This is a genomic window from Oscillospiraceae bacterium NTUH-002-81, assembly GCA_032620915.1.
Lineage (GTDB): Bacteria > Bacillota > Clostridia > Lachnospirales > Lachnospiraceae > JAGTTR01.
Genome location: CP136052.1, coordinates 3176388 through 3191449, shown reverse-complemented (window position 1 = coordinate 3191449; position 15062 = coordinate 3176388). Strand labels below are relative to the sequence as shown.

Annotated in this window: 12 protein-coding genes; 9 read left to right on the top strand and 3 right to left on the bottom strand. The window is 51.4% G+C overall.

Annotated features, from left to right (window positions below; translation table 11 throughout):
* Positions 1–6 precede the first annotated feature (6 nt).
* From RJD28_15915 to RJD28_15905, 3 genes are read left to right on the top strand one after another with little or no spacing between them, the layout of a single operon-like run.
* Positions 7–426, top strand: coding sequence for an FdtA/QdtA family cupin domain-containing protein (locus RJD28_15915; protein WNV57658.1), 420 nt, complete (start codon positions 7–9; stop codon positions 424–426).
* Entirely contained in the window at positions 419–1465 is a 1047-nt protein-coding gene (locus RJD28_15910) for a glycosyltransferase family 2 protein (GenBank protein ID WNV57657.1), read from the top strand. Before RJD28_15915 ends, RJD28_15910 begins: the two co-directional genes overlap by 8 nt.
* A complete protein-coding gene (locus RJD28_15905; GenBank protein WNV57656.1) occupies positions 1462–1950 on the top strand; it encodes a GtrA family protein in 489 nt (162 codons plus the stop codon). The genes RJD28_15910 and RJD28_15905 overlap by 4 nt, the downstream gene beginning before the upstream one ends.
* A 307-nt stretch (positions 1951–2257) precedes the next feature.
* On the opposite strand, the gene RJD28_15900 is transcribed toward RJD28_15905, so the two are convergent.
* The 3 genes from RJD28_15900 to RJD28_15890 all read right to left on the bottom strand — a co-directional run bounded on the left by RJD28_15900 (position 2258) and on the right by RJD28_15890 (position 6891).
* Positions 2258–4447, bottom strand: coding sequence for a glycosyltransferase family 39 protein (locus RJD28_15900; GenBank protein WNV57655.1), 2190 nt, complete (start codon positions 4445–4447; stop codon positions 2258–2260).
* Positions 4419–5630 carry a hypothetical protein gene (locus RJD28_15895; GenBank protein WNV57654.1) on the bottom strand — a complete coding sequence of 404 codons (1212 nt, stop codon included), beginning with the start codon at positions 5628–5630 and terminating at the stop codon, positions 4419–4421. Before RJD28_15895 ends, RJD28_15900 begins: the two co-directional genes overlap by 29 nt.
* A 97-nt stretch (positions 5631–5727) precedes the next feature.
* Positions 5728–6891 carry a glycosyltransferase family 2 protein gene (locus tag RJD28_15890; protein WNV57653.1) on the bottom strand — a complete coding sequence of 388 codons (1164 nt, stop codon included), beginning with the start codon at positions 6889–6891 and terminating at the stop codon, positions 5728–5730.
* Positions 6892–7381: 490 nt separating this feature from the next.
* Here RJD28_15890 and RJD28_15885 point away from each other — a divergent pair, with 490 nt between their 5' ends.
* The 6 genes from RJD28_15885 to RJD28_15860 all read left to right on the top strand — a co-directional run bounded on the left by RJD28_15885 (position 7382) and on the right by RJD28_15860 (position 15046).
* The gene (locus RJD28_15885; protein WNV57652.1) at positions 7382–8488 is read left to right on the top strand and encodes a sialate O-acetylesterase; all 1107 of its coding nucleotides are present in this window, start codon (positions 7382–7384) and stop codon (positions 8486–8488) included.
* A 58-nt stretch (positions 8489–8546) separates the two neighbouring features.
* On the top strand, positions 8547–10103 hold the full coding sequence (locus RJD28_15880; GenBank protein ID WNV57651.1) for an NAD(P)/FAD-dependent oxidoreductase: 1557 nt from the start codon (positions 8547–8549) through the stop codon (positions 10101–10103).
* A gap of 220 nt (positions 10104–10323) precedes the next feature.
* Complete coding sequence (locus RJD28_15875; protein WNV57650.1) at positions 10324–11055, top strand: CpsB/CapC family capsule biosynthesis tyrosine phosphatase; 732 nt, start codon at positions 10324–10326, stop codon at positions 11053–11055.
* A gap of 43 nt (positions 11056–11098) precedes the next feature.
* Positions 11099–12550 (top strand): sugar transferase, encoded by a 1452-nt coding sequence (locus tag RJD28_15870; GenBank protein ID WNV57649.1) that lies wholly within the window; start codon positions 11099–11101, stop codon positions 12548–12550.
* Positions 12551–12691: 141 nt separating this feature from the next.
* The gene (locus tag RJD28_15865) at positions 12692–13843 is read left to right on the top strand and encodes a glycosyltransferase family 4 protein (GenBank protein WNV57648.1); all 1152 of its coding nucleotides are present in this window, start codon (positions 12692–12694) and stop codon (positions 13841–13843) included.
* A gap of 3 nt (positions 13844–13846) precedes the next feature.
* Positions 13847–15046, top strand: a complete 1200-nt coding sequence (locus RJD28_15860) for a glycosyltransferase (protein ID WNV57647.1) — start codon at positions 13847–13849, stop codon at positions 15044–15046.
* The last annotated feature ends 16 nt before the right edge of the window (positions 15047–15062 follow it).

Sequence of the window (15062 nt, the reverse complement as noted above, 5' to 3'; positions counted from 1 at the left end):
ATATACATGAGTATTAAAGACGAATATCGTATTTTGGAATTCGCGGAGCACGGGGATGACCGGGGCAATTTGGTCATTGCAGAGGGCAATCAGGATATTCCGTTTGAGATCAAGCGGGTGTTCTATATGTACGGTTCCGATCCGCACATTATCCGTGGGCAGCATGCCAACCGGGAATCCGAGTTTGTCCTGATCAACGTGGGCGGGACATCCAAGGTAAAGGTGGACAATGGCTTTGAGACGGATATCATTGAGCTGAACAAACCGAGAATGGGGCTCTATATTCCGACCATGATGTGGAAGGATATGTATGACTTTTCTTCGGATTCGATTCTGCTGGTACTCGCCAGCACCCATTACGATGCCAGCGAGTATATCCGTGACTATGATGAATTCCTGAAAGAAGTAGGTAGAACCCATGAGTAAAATTTCAATCGTTATCCCGGTATATTACAATGCGGACACGCTGATGCTGCTGTACGAGGATATGAAAGCCAAGATCCTGGGCGTCCTCGGCGATTATGAGCTGGTGTTCGTGGATGACGGATCGGGAGATAATTCCTGGGAGATCATGAACCAGATCCGGGAAATGGATGACCGGGTGAAGCTGGTGAAGCTTTCCAGAAACTTCGGCGAGCATGCGGCCATTCTGGCGGGCCTTGCCCAGTGTACCGGCGACTGCGCCGTGACCAAGCAGGCCGATCTGCAGGAAGATTCCGAGCTGATCCTGGACATGTACGACAGCTGGAAACGGGGCAACAAGGTGGTGCTGGCCGTCCGTGCAGAGCGGGATGAAGGGGCGGTACAGAAGTTTTTTGCAAACCTGTATTATGCCATCGTCCGCAAATTCGTCATGAAGGACATGCCGGTGGGCGGTTTTGACTGTTACCTGCTGGACCGTCAGGTCATCGAAGTGCTGCTGATGCTGGATGAGAAAAATTCTGCCTTGACGCTGCAGGTGCTCTGGGTGGGCTTCAAATCCGAGAAAATCTATTTTCACCGGAAAGCAAGAGAAATCGGGGAATCCCGGTGGACGTTGTCTAAGAAGATCAAGCTTGTTCTGGACTCCATGATGAGCTTTTCCTATACACCGGTGCATTTTATGTCCATGTGTGGCGTGGGATTTTTTGTTCTGGCCTTTATTTTTGCTATCCTGCTGATCATTCAGACGTGTGTATACGGCGCAGATGTGGCCGGATGGGCGAGCATTATGGTGCTGTTGCTGTTTTCCAGCGGCCTGATCATGTTCATGCTGGGTATCCTGGGCGAGTACGTTTACCGTGCGCTGGATGCCTCCCGGAACCGTCCGCCCTTCCTCATTGACGAGGTGCGGGACAGCCGGATGTCAGCCGTTGATCATGCAAAAAGCTACGAGGAACAGAAGCGTTTCCTGAAAGAAGACTTTGCGGGACGGGTATCTGCGGAAACCATTTTTGCAGAGAAAGAGGAGGAAAAGCCGGAATGAAAGCGATGGGAGCAAAGCTCTGGACACTGATCGAAGCCATTGCCCATTTCTTCGTGTTCGGTTTTCTGGGACTTTTCCATAAAGAACTGACGGACGAACAGTGGGAAGCCTTCATGCAGTTCGTCAAATTCGGCATGGTTGGACTGTCCAATACGGCGCTGACCTACATCCTGTATGCCGTTTTCGTCACCCTGGGGCTGCACTATCAGCTCAGCAACGTGCTCAGCTATGTAGCCGGCATCTTCAATTCCTACTACTGGAATAATAAGTACGTGTTCGAGGAAGAAGAGGGCAAGAAGCGCAACCATGTGAAAGCGCTGGCTAAGGTATTCGCCTCCTACGGCGTCAGCTTCTGTGTGGGAGCCGTGCTGCTGTTCGTCTGGGTTGACCTGCTGGGCATTTCCCAGTATCTGGGGCCGGTCATCAACCTGCTGATCACCATTCCGCTGAACTTTATTCTGAATAAACTGTGGGCTTTCCACTAGAAGGATGGCATCCACAGAATGTGATTTGCATATTTGACAAAAGAAAAATCTGCCTTATAATATGCTTAACAGGCAAGTCGGAAGGTGAATGTACCTCACCCGCTCCGGCGAATCTTTAACTACAAAAAATAGCTGTCAACTCGTCAAAGTTGGGACAGCTATTTTTTTCGTGTATAATTCAGTATTGCAACAATCAGCACCGCAACGGATACAATCGCTAAACGATGATCCATATGCAAGGATAGAAAATTCCGGCCATATTCCCCTTACCTGAGAGGATACCGCCGGAATTTCTTTTCTTTCATTTTCAGTTAAAAAAGCACTTGGTCACGGAATCATATACAACAAACGTCAGGTCAGACATTTCCCCACTGTTCAGCCCCGTCATCTTTCCCTCAGGATAAATATCCCAGTTTCCACTGTTGTAATACAGGAATGTCAGCGCTGATCCGGGCTCTGCCGACAGGCCGGTGACCCGGATGGTGTACGTTTCTTCCCCGACGGGAACAACAGTATCAAATTTCACATAAGCGTAGTCTTTGTTCAGCACTTCGCTGCCGCCCAGATCCCGGCTGCCCAGCACATTTCCATCGCTGTCCAGTACCTCGATCCGGTAGGAGGAGGGATTGGCGTCGCCCAGGGGATTGAGCACCTTACAGCCGATGTGGTTGAAGCTGCGGCTGGTGGTGAAGGTCTGGGTGATGACCTCGCCGGTGAGCAGTTCCTGCAAGTCTTCTCCCTCGGACATGTCCTGCATGACGGCGTATTCCATCTGCTTGAAGGGCACGGTGAAGAGAGATCTTCCATAGATCACGCTGATCCCCAACGTGATCACCAAAGCGCCGCAGGCAAGGATGCGCCAATATCGGGAGGATGCGCCTGATGAGATTGTACCGTCAGAAACAGAATCAGATCGGAACGTACCATCCGCCTGTGAACTGTCAACGGACTGGTGTATGCTTTCAGCCATTTTTCCCGAAAAGCAGTCCATCCCCTCTGCCGCCAGCAGCAGTACCAGCATGGTGAAGCTGATGCTGTACGCCCATCCGGCCTCCCACATGAGGTGAAAGAGCATGGCACCCAGCAGGTTCAGATACACACAGTAAAACGGCGTATCGCATTTCCGGCGGAAAGCCAGGAACACGGCGTACACCAGCGCCGCCATGGTCATCACATGGTACACATGGCAATACAGGGCAAACAGGTCTTTGCGGCTGCCCGCCAGAAAATCATGCAGCGTGCCGTAGACGTCGGTGGTGTGCAGAAATTCCGGGTAATCGTCGATGCCATCGCTCCAAGTGAAGGACAACTTATAATCTGCCAGAAACGCATTGCCGGACAGGCCGTTTTCCGCAAGCCGGGCAAAGAGCGCATGCCAGGCAGCATTATTTTTCTCATCCTCGGTTTCAAAGCCTTGGATAAACACATGGTCTTCCTCGTTGTAGGAGCCCAGGCTGTCCAGCTTGGAAGAAAAGAGAAAATAATAGGACGGCGGCAGCTGGGTATCGGTGTAATCCCCTTTCACGTATTTGTGCTCTGCCGACATGCAGGCGCTGTAGCACAGGCCGCCGCCGATGAGGGCAGCCAGCAGCAGGAATACCACCTGTTTCTTTTTCTCCACAAAGGTATCGGCATTGCGCACATGAATGATGAGATAGCCTGCAAAAGTGATCAGCGTGATCAGCAGGTTGGCCCGGATCTTGGTGCCCAGGATAAACGCGACGCCTAAGAGGAAGGCGTAGATGATCTTCCGTTTCGGCCGCTTTTCTTTTAACATGGTGAAAAACAGCAGCAGATTGCTCATGAGAAACGGCAGCATGAGGATGGTGGTGTAGCAGGCAAAACCGTACATGTACATGAGCGGATTGATGATGCACAGCAGGGCAAACAGGGTGGCTGTATTCCGGGAGCGCAGCATCCGCAAAATCCGATAGGAGAAAAATACCGCCAGATCGGTTCCTGCCAGGTACACGCACTGGATGGTCAGCATGTAGCCGCTCTTCGGAATGCCGATAAGTTTGGCGATATTCAGCACCAGATAGTTGAACAGGGTGATCGGAATGTTGAACGGATACTGGGCAAAATACGCCTCCCCGTAGGTCATGGAAATCTCTCCGGTGCGGAAAATTTCCAGCGCCTCGTCAAACACCTTCAGGTGATCGTAGCGCAGCGTGGCCCGAAAGGTAAAAAGCAGCGCGTATTGCAGCAAAATGCCAAGTGCTGCCAGAATGCCTACAACCAGTATCTGGGTTTTCTCCGGCAGGGAGATCAGTTTTTGGTAAAAAAACAGCAAGACAAAGGCCAGCACCACCGCCAGTGCCAGCACCAGCAGTGTCAGTGCCCAGCGGGGCATGACGGCTGCCAGAAAATCCATGTGGATGGTGCTTGCAGGCGCATGCAGGAAGGCCAGCGCTGTGAGGAAAAACAGAACGCCGATGCTGAACAGGTACAGCCCGTGTTTTCCTTTATCAATGGTTTGCAACGTCGATGCTTTCATGGGCAGTTTCCTTTCGATAAGCGCAGATAATCTCCGCGAAGCAGACCCCAAGGGCCACCAGGGTGATCAGCTGCAGGCGGTAGGTGAAAAATGCGTGGATACAGGAGTGGTTCAGCACTACGGTGTACCAGGCGTAAGGGGCCAGCGCCGCCACAGGCAGCAGGCACAGCTCCTTCATCCGGGCCCGGGCCGCCGAAGAGCGGACGAGCAGCACCACCGCCACGACCACCAGCGCCGCCAGGATCGCGATATTCAGTGCCATGGGCAGCGGCGGCAAAATGTTGGTGATATTGGAGCGGTACATATTCGGGTAATTGATATCGAACCAGTCCTCTTTTCCGTCGATGCGGTAGGCCACCGTGTTCAGGGCGTCGGCGATGACACTGCGGTGCAGAACCACCGTGCCGATGACCCATTTGGCCGCCCAGGTACCGCCATAGCCCAGCACCCAGGCAATGCCCAGCCGCACCATCAGCAGAAACTGGTCTTTGATGGCGTCCTTGTTCATGAGCAGTACAAAGATCAGCGGCATGCCGAAGGACAGCAGCGGGATCGTCAGCAGATCAAAAAAGTTTGCCACAGAGCCACACAGGAAAATGATGCGCCCGATGCGTTCCGGTTTTGCATCATAGGTGCGGATAATGATATTGGAAAAAATCATCGTCACCAGGAAAATCGCCGCCAGCTGCAGGCAGGTGGAAACCGTGTTGGGGTAAATCATGAGAAATCCCACCGCCAGCGGGATCGCCACCCGCAGGCCGAACCGCCGGTAGCTGTTGTACAGCGTCAGCAGCACCAGCCCGTAAAACACCGCCATGAGCACATACCGGATCTGCAAAATATTGAAAAATACCGACAGCGGACGCATGTACACGCTGTGTCCGTGCCAGTAGCGGGCGTAGTCTTGATTATCCATGGCATTGTACAGAATGCCGTGGTCGTCCTCTTTTAACACCTCTTCGTAAATGATCTTATCGGAATAATTGTCCGTGCGGGAAGCGGGACTGAAAAAGATATACAGCGGATTGTCCCCCTCCAGCTCCAGATATTCCTGAGAAATTTTCACATTTTCTGCCACCGCGCTGTTGGGGATCGCATATACCAAAAGCAGCGCTGCCATGTAAATGACGATAACGCCGATATACAGCGCCGCATATTTTTTCAACTGTTTGATGATTGCCATAGGAGTACTCCTTTATATTTAAAAATAATATTGAAACCGTCACATGAAAAGAACCCCGGCCCCTTTGCGTTGCGGGACCGGAGTCCTATCTCCCGGTTTATTTATGTTTGATTTTCAAAATGCCAAGGAAAAAGCTTCCGAAAATGATCTGTGCGCCGATGACGATGCAGGTCATGGCCGGAATCGTATAACGCATCACGCGCTGGGGATCCAGGTCACCAAAGGAAGTATTTTTCCAGAGCACCACCGACAAAATGGCGATGACAATGCCAATAACGACCAGAATCAGCCCGGCCAGTGTGCCGTTCTCCGTCGTCAGCCGCTCCAGCAGGTTGTCCGTGCGGGCGGTTACCGGAATAAAGCCGGATACCTTGGCGTAGGCGTTGGTGTACAGGGCAAACTGTACCATCTGGCTGCCCAGGATCATACAGCCCGAACCGGCCAGCATCGTGTGAATGTCAAATGCCACAGAACCCATATGCAGCGGGCCTGGCAGCAGCACAAGCATCATGATCAGGCCCAGCACAAACAGCACCACGCCCGGATACAGGAACAGCCACTTGGGGCTGTGGATGAGCAGAAACTTCAGATGCCGCCAGCCATCCCGGAAGCTGCGCAGATGCGGCGGACGGGAACGGCCATCCGGCGCCAGCGTCGTGGGCACCTCCGTCATTTTCAGATGCATCAGCGTGGCCTTCACCACCATCTCACTGGCATACTCCATACCGGTCGTTTGCAGATCCAGCTTCTGAATGCTTTCCTTATTATAACCGCGCAGGCCGCAGTGGAAATCGCCGATATCGCTGGGATAAAACAGACGGCCGATAAAAGACAGCACCGGGTTGCCGATATAGCGGTGCAGCGGCGGCATGGCCCCTTTCGCAATACCACCCTTGAAACGGTTACCCATCACCAGCTCATAGCCCTCCCGCAGCTTCTCCAGAAACGGCATCAGGTGCAGAAAATCATAGCTGTCATCTGCATCGCCCATGATCACATATTTTCCATAGGCCGCATCACAGCCGCCGATCAGCGCGGCCCCGTAGCCCTTCACCGGCACATGTACCAGCCGGGCTCCACAACGTTTTGCGATCTCCTGGGAGCCGTCCGTGCTGCCGTTGTCCGCGATCAGCACCTCGCCGTCTACATGATACTCCTCCAGGAAGTGAAACGCCTTCTTTATACACACCTCAAGCGTTTCTGCCTCGTTCAGGCAGGGCATGAGGATCGTCAACTCTACTTCATTCGTGTTCTGCGACATAATTCCCTCCAAAACATACCAATAATCCCTAATAGTATACCCCGTGCCCGGCGGGATTGCAAGCCGCTTTATGTATAAAAAATGCCCCCTGTAGAACAGGTGGCTGTGTTCCGTAAATAATTCCAGCTGGGTTAATTGCAAGTTTTGTCAGGAAATGTTAGGATAAGATTATGGGAAATCAGAGAACAAGGCGGCTCTCCCCTCTTTTAACGGAGGGAGCACCCTCCAGACGAAAGAAAGGAGGGCGATGCAAATGTATGTTACATATTCTGATTTGATTCAGATAGAAATATTCATTTGTGCCCTTGTAGGATTGTGTTATACAATTTTCAAGGGAAAAAAGAAGATAGCCGCCAACTACTGCAATAGTTGACGGCTGTGAATAAGTACCAGTCAATTACTTTTGAGGGGTAGCCGCTTCTCTGGTTTCCCTCTCTCTGTGCTTAATATAACACAGAAACTGATTTTTTTCAATACGGAGGAATTGACAATGAAAAAAAGATACCTACATAGATGCATTCCGCCCCTGCTCCTGTCCGCTTTTCTCCTGACAGCCTGCACCCAGCAGGCAAACGTCCCGGCCAGCACGGAGACAGCGCAGACAGAGACTGCACGGGAAGAAACAACACAGACGCAAACAGCACAGACAGACGGAGAAGCATCGGAACCCACCACGGATGCTTCTTTCATCGATACCAACGAAGATTCCGCATCCGCCACCGCAGAGAATTCCCAGCCATCAGAATCCGCCCAGGCCCAGTCCGTAGACCTGATGATCTTCGCAGGCCAGTCCAACATGGCAGGCAACGGCGACGCTGATCAGGCCCCGGAAGTACCGGAAGGCCACGGTTATGAATTCCGCGCTGTGACAGATCCAACCACCCTGTACCCGGTGGAGGATCCCTTCGGCATCGAGGAAAACCGGGAGGATGGCATTTACGACATCTGGTCAGACAGCGGCACCCGCCGGAAGCTGGGAGATCTGGTACCAGCGTTCATGAATGCCTACTATGACAGCACCGGCGTACCTGTGGTGGGCGTCAGCGCTTCCGAGGGGGCCACCACCATCGATCAGTGGATGCCGGGAACGGCCCGGTATGACGATCTGGTGAGCCGCTGCCAGGCGGCAAAGGATTACCTGCATGAAAACGAAGCATACACTCTGCGGCACGTATATCTTGTCTGGTGCCAGGGCGAGAGCGACGGCGACGCCAATATTTCCGAGGACGCCTACTACACGGCCATGCAGGAACTGATGGATACCCTCTGTCAGGATGGTGTGGTGGAGCAGTGCCTGGTCATCCGCATCGGCAATTTCGGTGCAGACCCGAAAAAGTATGACAAAGTCATGGCAGCCCAGACCCGCCTGTGCCGGGAAGATCCGTCGGTGGTGCTCATTTCCACCCGATTTGCCGAGATGGCAGACACCGGCCTCATGCGGGATGTGTACCACTACACCCAGGAGGGCTACAACCTGACGGGCGCCGAAGCCGGGCAAAATGCTGCCAGCTACGCCATCACCGGACGGGAACCCATGCTGTGGGACTACGAAAGCGGAAAAATCTACACCGCCTCCCCATCAAATTCGGTTGAATAACCGCAGATTTTGGTGTATAGTAGACAAAGAGTAAACTGTCCGCAGGAGGGAATTTTGAGTGAAAAAGGTCATTATAGTAGGCGCGGGACCGGCAGGACTGACCGCGGCCTATGAATTATTAAAGAAATCAGACGAGATGGACGTCACCGTATTGGAGGAGAGCCAGGACATGGGCGGTATCTCCAAGACCGTCCGCTATAAAGGCAACCGCATGGACATGGGCGGCCACCGTTTCTTCTCCAAAGTACCGGAGGTCAACGAGTGGTGGGCACAGATGCTGCCTCAGCAGGGTGCCCCGGCCTGGGATGACATTTATCTGAAGCGTCCCGTGGAGACGACCCCGGGCGGCCCGGATCCGGAGAGGGAAGACCGGGTCATGCTGACGAGAAACCGCGTGTCCCGTATTTATTTTGATAAGAAGTTTTTCGACTATCCGATTTCCCTGAAATGGGAGACCTTCAAAAATATGGGATTGGCCACCACCATCGTGGCAGGCTTCAGCTACCTGAAAGCAACCATTTTCAAGAGAAAAGAAAACTCCCTGGAGGATTTCTACATCAACCGTTTCGGCCGCAAGCTCTACTCCATGTTTTTTGAAAACTACACGGAGAACCTGTGGGGCCGCCATCCCAGCGAGATCGATCCCAGCTGGGGCGCCCAGAGAGCCAAGGGCCTGTCCGTTATGGCCATCATCAAGGACATGTTCGGCAAGCTTTTACCGAACAAGAAAAACCGCCATGTGGAGACATCCCTCATCGAGTCCTTCAAGTACCCGAAGCTGGGACCCGGCGAGCTGTGGGATGTGACGGCAGCTGAGATCGAGAAGCTGGGCGGCCATATCCTGAAGGGCTGTAAGGCAGTGGGCTTCAACCGCGGCGCAGACAACGCCATCACCTCCGTGATCTATGAAAAAGACGGCGAGAAGATCACCGCAGATGCTGATATCGTGATCTCTTCCATGCCGGTGAAGGATCTGGTGGCAGGAATGGATCATGTACCGGAGAAGGAAGCAGCCATCGCAGCAGGCCTTCCGTACCGCGATTATATGACACTGGGCGTGCTGGTGCCGAAGCTGAACCTGAAAAACAAGACCAAGATCAAGACCGTGGGTGACATCGTGCCGGACAACTGGGTATATGTCCATGACCGCACCGTCAAGCTGGGCCGCTTCCAGATTTACAACAACTGGTCTCCATACATGGTAGAAGATCTGGAACACACCGTCTGGGTGGGTCTGGAGTACTTCGTCTATGAGAATGACAAGTACTGGAACATGACTGAGGACGAGTTTGCCAGATTCGGCATTGGCGAGATGGTGAAGATGGGACTCATCGACAAGGCCGAGGATGTCATTGATTATCACATGGAGAAGGTAAAGAAGGCTTACCCGGCGTATTTTGATACATACAAGGATATGGATCAGCTCATCGCCTGGCTGAACACCATCGACAACCTGTACTGCGTGGGCCGCAACGGCCAGCACCGGTACAACAACATCGACCATTCCATGGTCACCTCCTTCGAGGCTGTGAAAAACATTTTAAGCGGCGCCAAAGACAAGAGCAACATCTGGAGCGTCAACACTGAGAAGGAATACCACGAAGAGAAGAAATAATCGCAGAAAATGCGGCAAAAAGAGAACCCGACAGGAGCAGGACATGCTTTTGCCGGGTTTTTTGTGCACGTAAATGGATAAAATGATTTGAAATGAGAAAAAATGCTTAAAGATTTTGAAACTTTCTTTTCAAAAACGGGCAAAACCTAAAAAATGCAGGTTTGGGATTGATAACTCCCGGATTTGATGTTATTCTATAAGCATGAGTTTATTACACAAAATGACAGAAAAGTACATAGATATCCATTGTCACATGCTGCCGGGGGTGGATGACGGCGCGGACAGCTGGGAATTGTGTCGGAGAATGCTGAAGACATCTGCGGAAGAGGGCGCAGAAGCTGTGATTTTAACCCCCCATTACTACCCGGGGCACATGGACACGGACAGTGAGACGGTCGGACGACGGTTCGCGGAACTTAAGGCCAGGCTCACACAGGAATGGCAGCTGGATGTGCAGGTCTATCTGGGCAGTGAGCTCTATTATAGTTACGATACCCCGGCGTTCCTCGCCAACGGAATCGCCAGAACCCTGGCAGATTCCAGGTATATCCTGGTGGAATTCTCTCCGGGCGTGCGTTACCAGTCCCTGCAGCAGGGACTGACCCGCCTTCTGGAAAACGGCTATTATGTCATACTGGCCCACCTGGAACGATATGACACATTATATCAGGATTTCGGCCGGGTCGAGGAGTTGTATAACATGGGGGTCTACCTGCAGGCCAACGCCAGACCGGTCTGTGGAAAAGACGGACGGCATAAGAAGGCATTTTTGAAAGCGCTTCTGGATCAGGAAATGCTCTCCTTTATCGCCACGGATGCCCACGATATGCGGGCACGGGCACCGCAGATGGCAGATTGTGCCGCCTATCTGTGTAAAAAATACAGCGCGGATTATGCCAGGTGGCTGTTGTATGAGAATCCGTCGTGTATTCTGGAGAACAGGAAAATTTAGAGAAAAGGCGAGATTGCGATACTCTTGGGGAGGGGTGAAGAAATTGTACGAAAAAGCAGCGGATGGCTGGGCGAAGCATCTGGATTTCATCGTGCTGGATGTGATCTGTCTGGAGATCGCACTGGCCATTGCTTATATGATGCGCCATGGTGTTTCAAACTGGCTATGCGAACCCAGATACCGGAATCTGACGATTATTGTTTTCTTTATTGATTTTGTGCTTCTGCAGTTTCTGGATACGTTGAAAAATGTCCTGAAACGGGGCTATTATAAAGAGTTTGTGCGAACCCTGTATCAGGCAGTGATGCTTGTGCTGTGCGTGACTGCATATATGTTTGCCACCCAGGAAGGAACCGATTATTCACGGTTCACTATTTTTAACATGGGGTTCATTTATCTGCTCCTTTCCTATTTTACCCGGATTTTGCTGAAAAGGTATCTCCTTCGGCACATGAACCGGGAGATACATACCGCGTTGCTGGTGGTCAGCAGCGAGCAGAAGGCTCCTTCTGTTTTTGCGAAAATCCGGGAACACAACTATGAGCATTATACCATTCGTGGGCTGGTGTGCCATGATGCGGAGAAGGTCGGCAGGATCGTGGACGGTGTTCCCGTAGTGGCCACCTATGCCACTGTGGCAGATTATGTCAGGGATAGATGGGTGGACGAGGTGCTTCTGGCAGTGCCCGAGGCCGATCCCTACCCCGGGGGACTCATTGAGCAGCTGACGGCCATGGGCCTTACCGTTCACATGAGTCTGGACAAGTCCAAAGAACTGGTGGGATTAAAACAGCTGGTGGGCAACGTGGGCGGCCTGGCGGTCATTACCTCTACCCTGAACTACATGTCTAGCCGCCAGAGCTTTGAGAAGCGGGTGCTGGATATCATCGGTGGCCTGGTGGGCTGCATTTTCACCGGCATCGTTTACCTTTTCGTGGCACCTGCCATCAAAAAGGAATCCCCGGGCCCAGTATTTTTCACCCAGACCCGGGTGGGCAAGAATGGAAAGCAATTCAAGATTTATAAGTTCCGCAGTATGTATCTGGATGCGGAAGCGCGCAAGGCAGAGCTCATGAGCCAGAACCGGATCCAGGACGGCATGATGTTTAAGATGGCATTCGATCCCCGGATCATCGGCAACCGCATCGATGCAAACGGCAACCGGGTCACCGGCATCGGTGAATTTATCCGGAAATATTCCCTGGATGAATTTCCACAGTTCTTCAACGTGCTCAAAGGCGATATGTCGTTGGTGGGAACCCGTCCGCCTACCCTGGACGAGTTCGAGAAGTACGAGTACCATCACCGTGCCCGCCTGGCCATCCGGCCGGGTATCACCGGTATGTGGCAGGTCAGTGGCCGCAGCAACATTCTGGATTTTGAAGAAGTTGTACGGCTGGACACGGAGTATATCAATAACTGGAGCCTTGGGATGGACATTAAGATCCTGCTCAAAACCGTGCTGGCCGTTGTGAAAAAGGATGGCTCCATGTAGCTGCTGCGGGGAGATTGCGCATGATGGAAAAGAATCTGGTATGAAAAAATAAGGAAACAGTCAGGCCGCAGCACCGTGTACGGGAAAGTATAGGGTGGTGCGGACTTTGTTGTAATTATAAGGATTTAGAGGATCGTCAGGATGAAAGCAGAAAAAAAGAAGGAACGGCCGCTTCGGGTGGCAATCCTTGGACATAAAACCATTCCCAGCCGACAGGGCGGTATTGAAATCGTCGTGGAACAGCTGGCAGTTCGCATGGTGAAACTGGGACAGCAGGTGACTGTTTACAACCGCAGCGGACATCATGTGAGCGGAAAAGAATTTGATGAAAAGAGAGTCAATGAATATCAGGGAATCCGCATGAAATATGTGCCGACCATAGATAAAAAAGGACTGGCAGCGGTAAGCGCTTCCTTTTTCGCGACTCTTTACAGTGCATTTGGAAGATACGATGTGGTACATATCCATGCGGAAGGCCCGGCCTTTTTCTGTTGGTTACCGAAACTTTTTGGCAAGCGTGTCATCAACACGGTACATGGTTTGGACTGGGATCGCGAAAAATGGCGCGGGAGCGTTGCATCCAAGTTTATTCGTGGCGGAGAAAAAAATGCCGTGAAATATGCAGACGAAATCATTGTTCTAAGCAAAGGCGTGCAGAAGTATTTCATGGAAACATACGGAAGGGAGACGCATTTTATCCCTAATGGTGTCAATAGACCGCAGATTCGGGAAGCAAACCTGATCACGGATCATTTTGAATTGAAAAAAGATTCCTACATATTATTCCTTGGTCGTCTGGTGCCGGAGAAGGGGATTCGATATCTGGTTGAGGCCTTTAAGAATGTCAAGACAGATAAAAAATTGGTCATCGCAGGCGGCTCCAGCGATACGGATTCCTTTATGGAGGAATTGAAAGAACTGGCGAAGGGTGACGATCGGATTCTCTTTACCGGGTTTGTGCAGGGAGCGATGTTGGACGAACTGTACAGCAACGCTTACATTTACACATTGCCGTCTGATCTGGAAGGAATGCCCTTAAGTCTGCTGGAAGCAATGAGCTATGGTAATTGCTGTCTGGTTTCCGACATTCCAGAGTGCGCTGAGGTTGTGGAAGATAAGGCATTGATTTTCAAAAAATCGGATGTAGAGGACTTACAAGAAAAATTGCAAGACGCCTGTGACCATCCTGAACTGGTTATGAAAATGAAGAGTCAGGCAGCTGATTTTATCTGTGAGAAATATAACTGGGATGAAGTTGTAAAGGAAACGATGAAACTGTACAGGAGAAAATAATAGATGAGAGTATTGATAATAAATAAGTTTCTGTATCCAAATGGTGGCTCAGAAACCTACATATTTAAATTAGGTGAACATCTGGAACAGATGGGACATGAAGTTCAGTACTTCGGTATGGAGCATGAAGGCCGCTGCGTGGGTAACCGTGTCAATGCTTATACATCTGATATGGACTTCCACGGCGGCAGCAAACTGAGCAAGCTGACTTACCCCATCAAAACTATCTATAGCAAGGAAGCAAGAGAAAAATTAAGACTGGTACTAGACGACTTCAAGCCGGATGTCTGTCACCTGAACAACTTCAACTACCAACTGACACCTTCCATCATTCTGGGAATCGTGAAGTGGCGCAAGGAGACCGGAAGAGATTGTAAGATCATCTTCACGGCACATGACTACCAGCTGGTCTGCCCGAACCACATGCTGAACAATCCGAACACCCACCAGAACTGTGAGAAGTGCCTCGGCGGCCATTTCGTGAACTGCATGAAAGGCAAGTGCATCCACGGTTCCACGGCGAAATCTGCTATCGGTATGATGGAGGCTGAGTTCTGGAAGGGGAAGGGTACCTACAAGTACATTGACACTATGATCTGCTGCTCTGAGTTCATGAAGAGCAAGATGGACACGAATCCGTTGTTTGCAACTAAGACAATCGCAATGCACAACTTCATCGATAAGGTGGAGTGGAAGGAAACGGAAAAGAAGGATTACATCCTTTACTTTGGGCGCTTTTCGGAGGAGAAGGGTATCGGCACGCTCATCAAGGTCTGTAAGGAACTGCCGGATGTACAGTTCATCTTCGCTGGCACCGGTCCTCTGGAAGAGACAGTAAATGGTATTAAGAACATCAAGAACGTTGGCTTCCAGAAAGGCGAGGCACTGGAAAAGCTCATCCGTGAGGCACGGTTCTCCATTTACCCTTCTGAGTGGTATGAGAACTGCCCGTTCTCTGTGATGGAATCCCAGATGTACGGCACGCCGGTGCTGGGAGCGAACATCGGTGGCATCCCGGAACTGATTCAGGTTGGTAAGACCGGCGAGTTGTTTGAGAGCGGTAATGCCGAAGATCTGAAGAAGAAGATCGAGAAGCTCTGGGGTGATAAGAAGCTGTGTGCGGAGTACAGTGCGAACTGTAAGGACATCAGCTTTGATACCATTGATGAGTATTACGAGAAAATTATGAAGGTGTATCAGTAAGACTGGTATGTGAGGA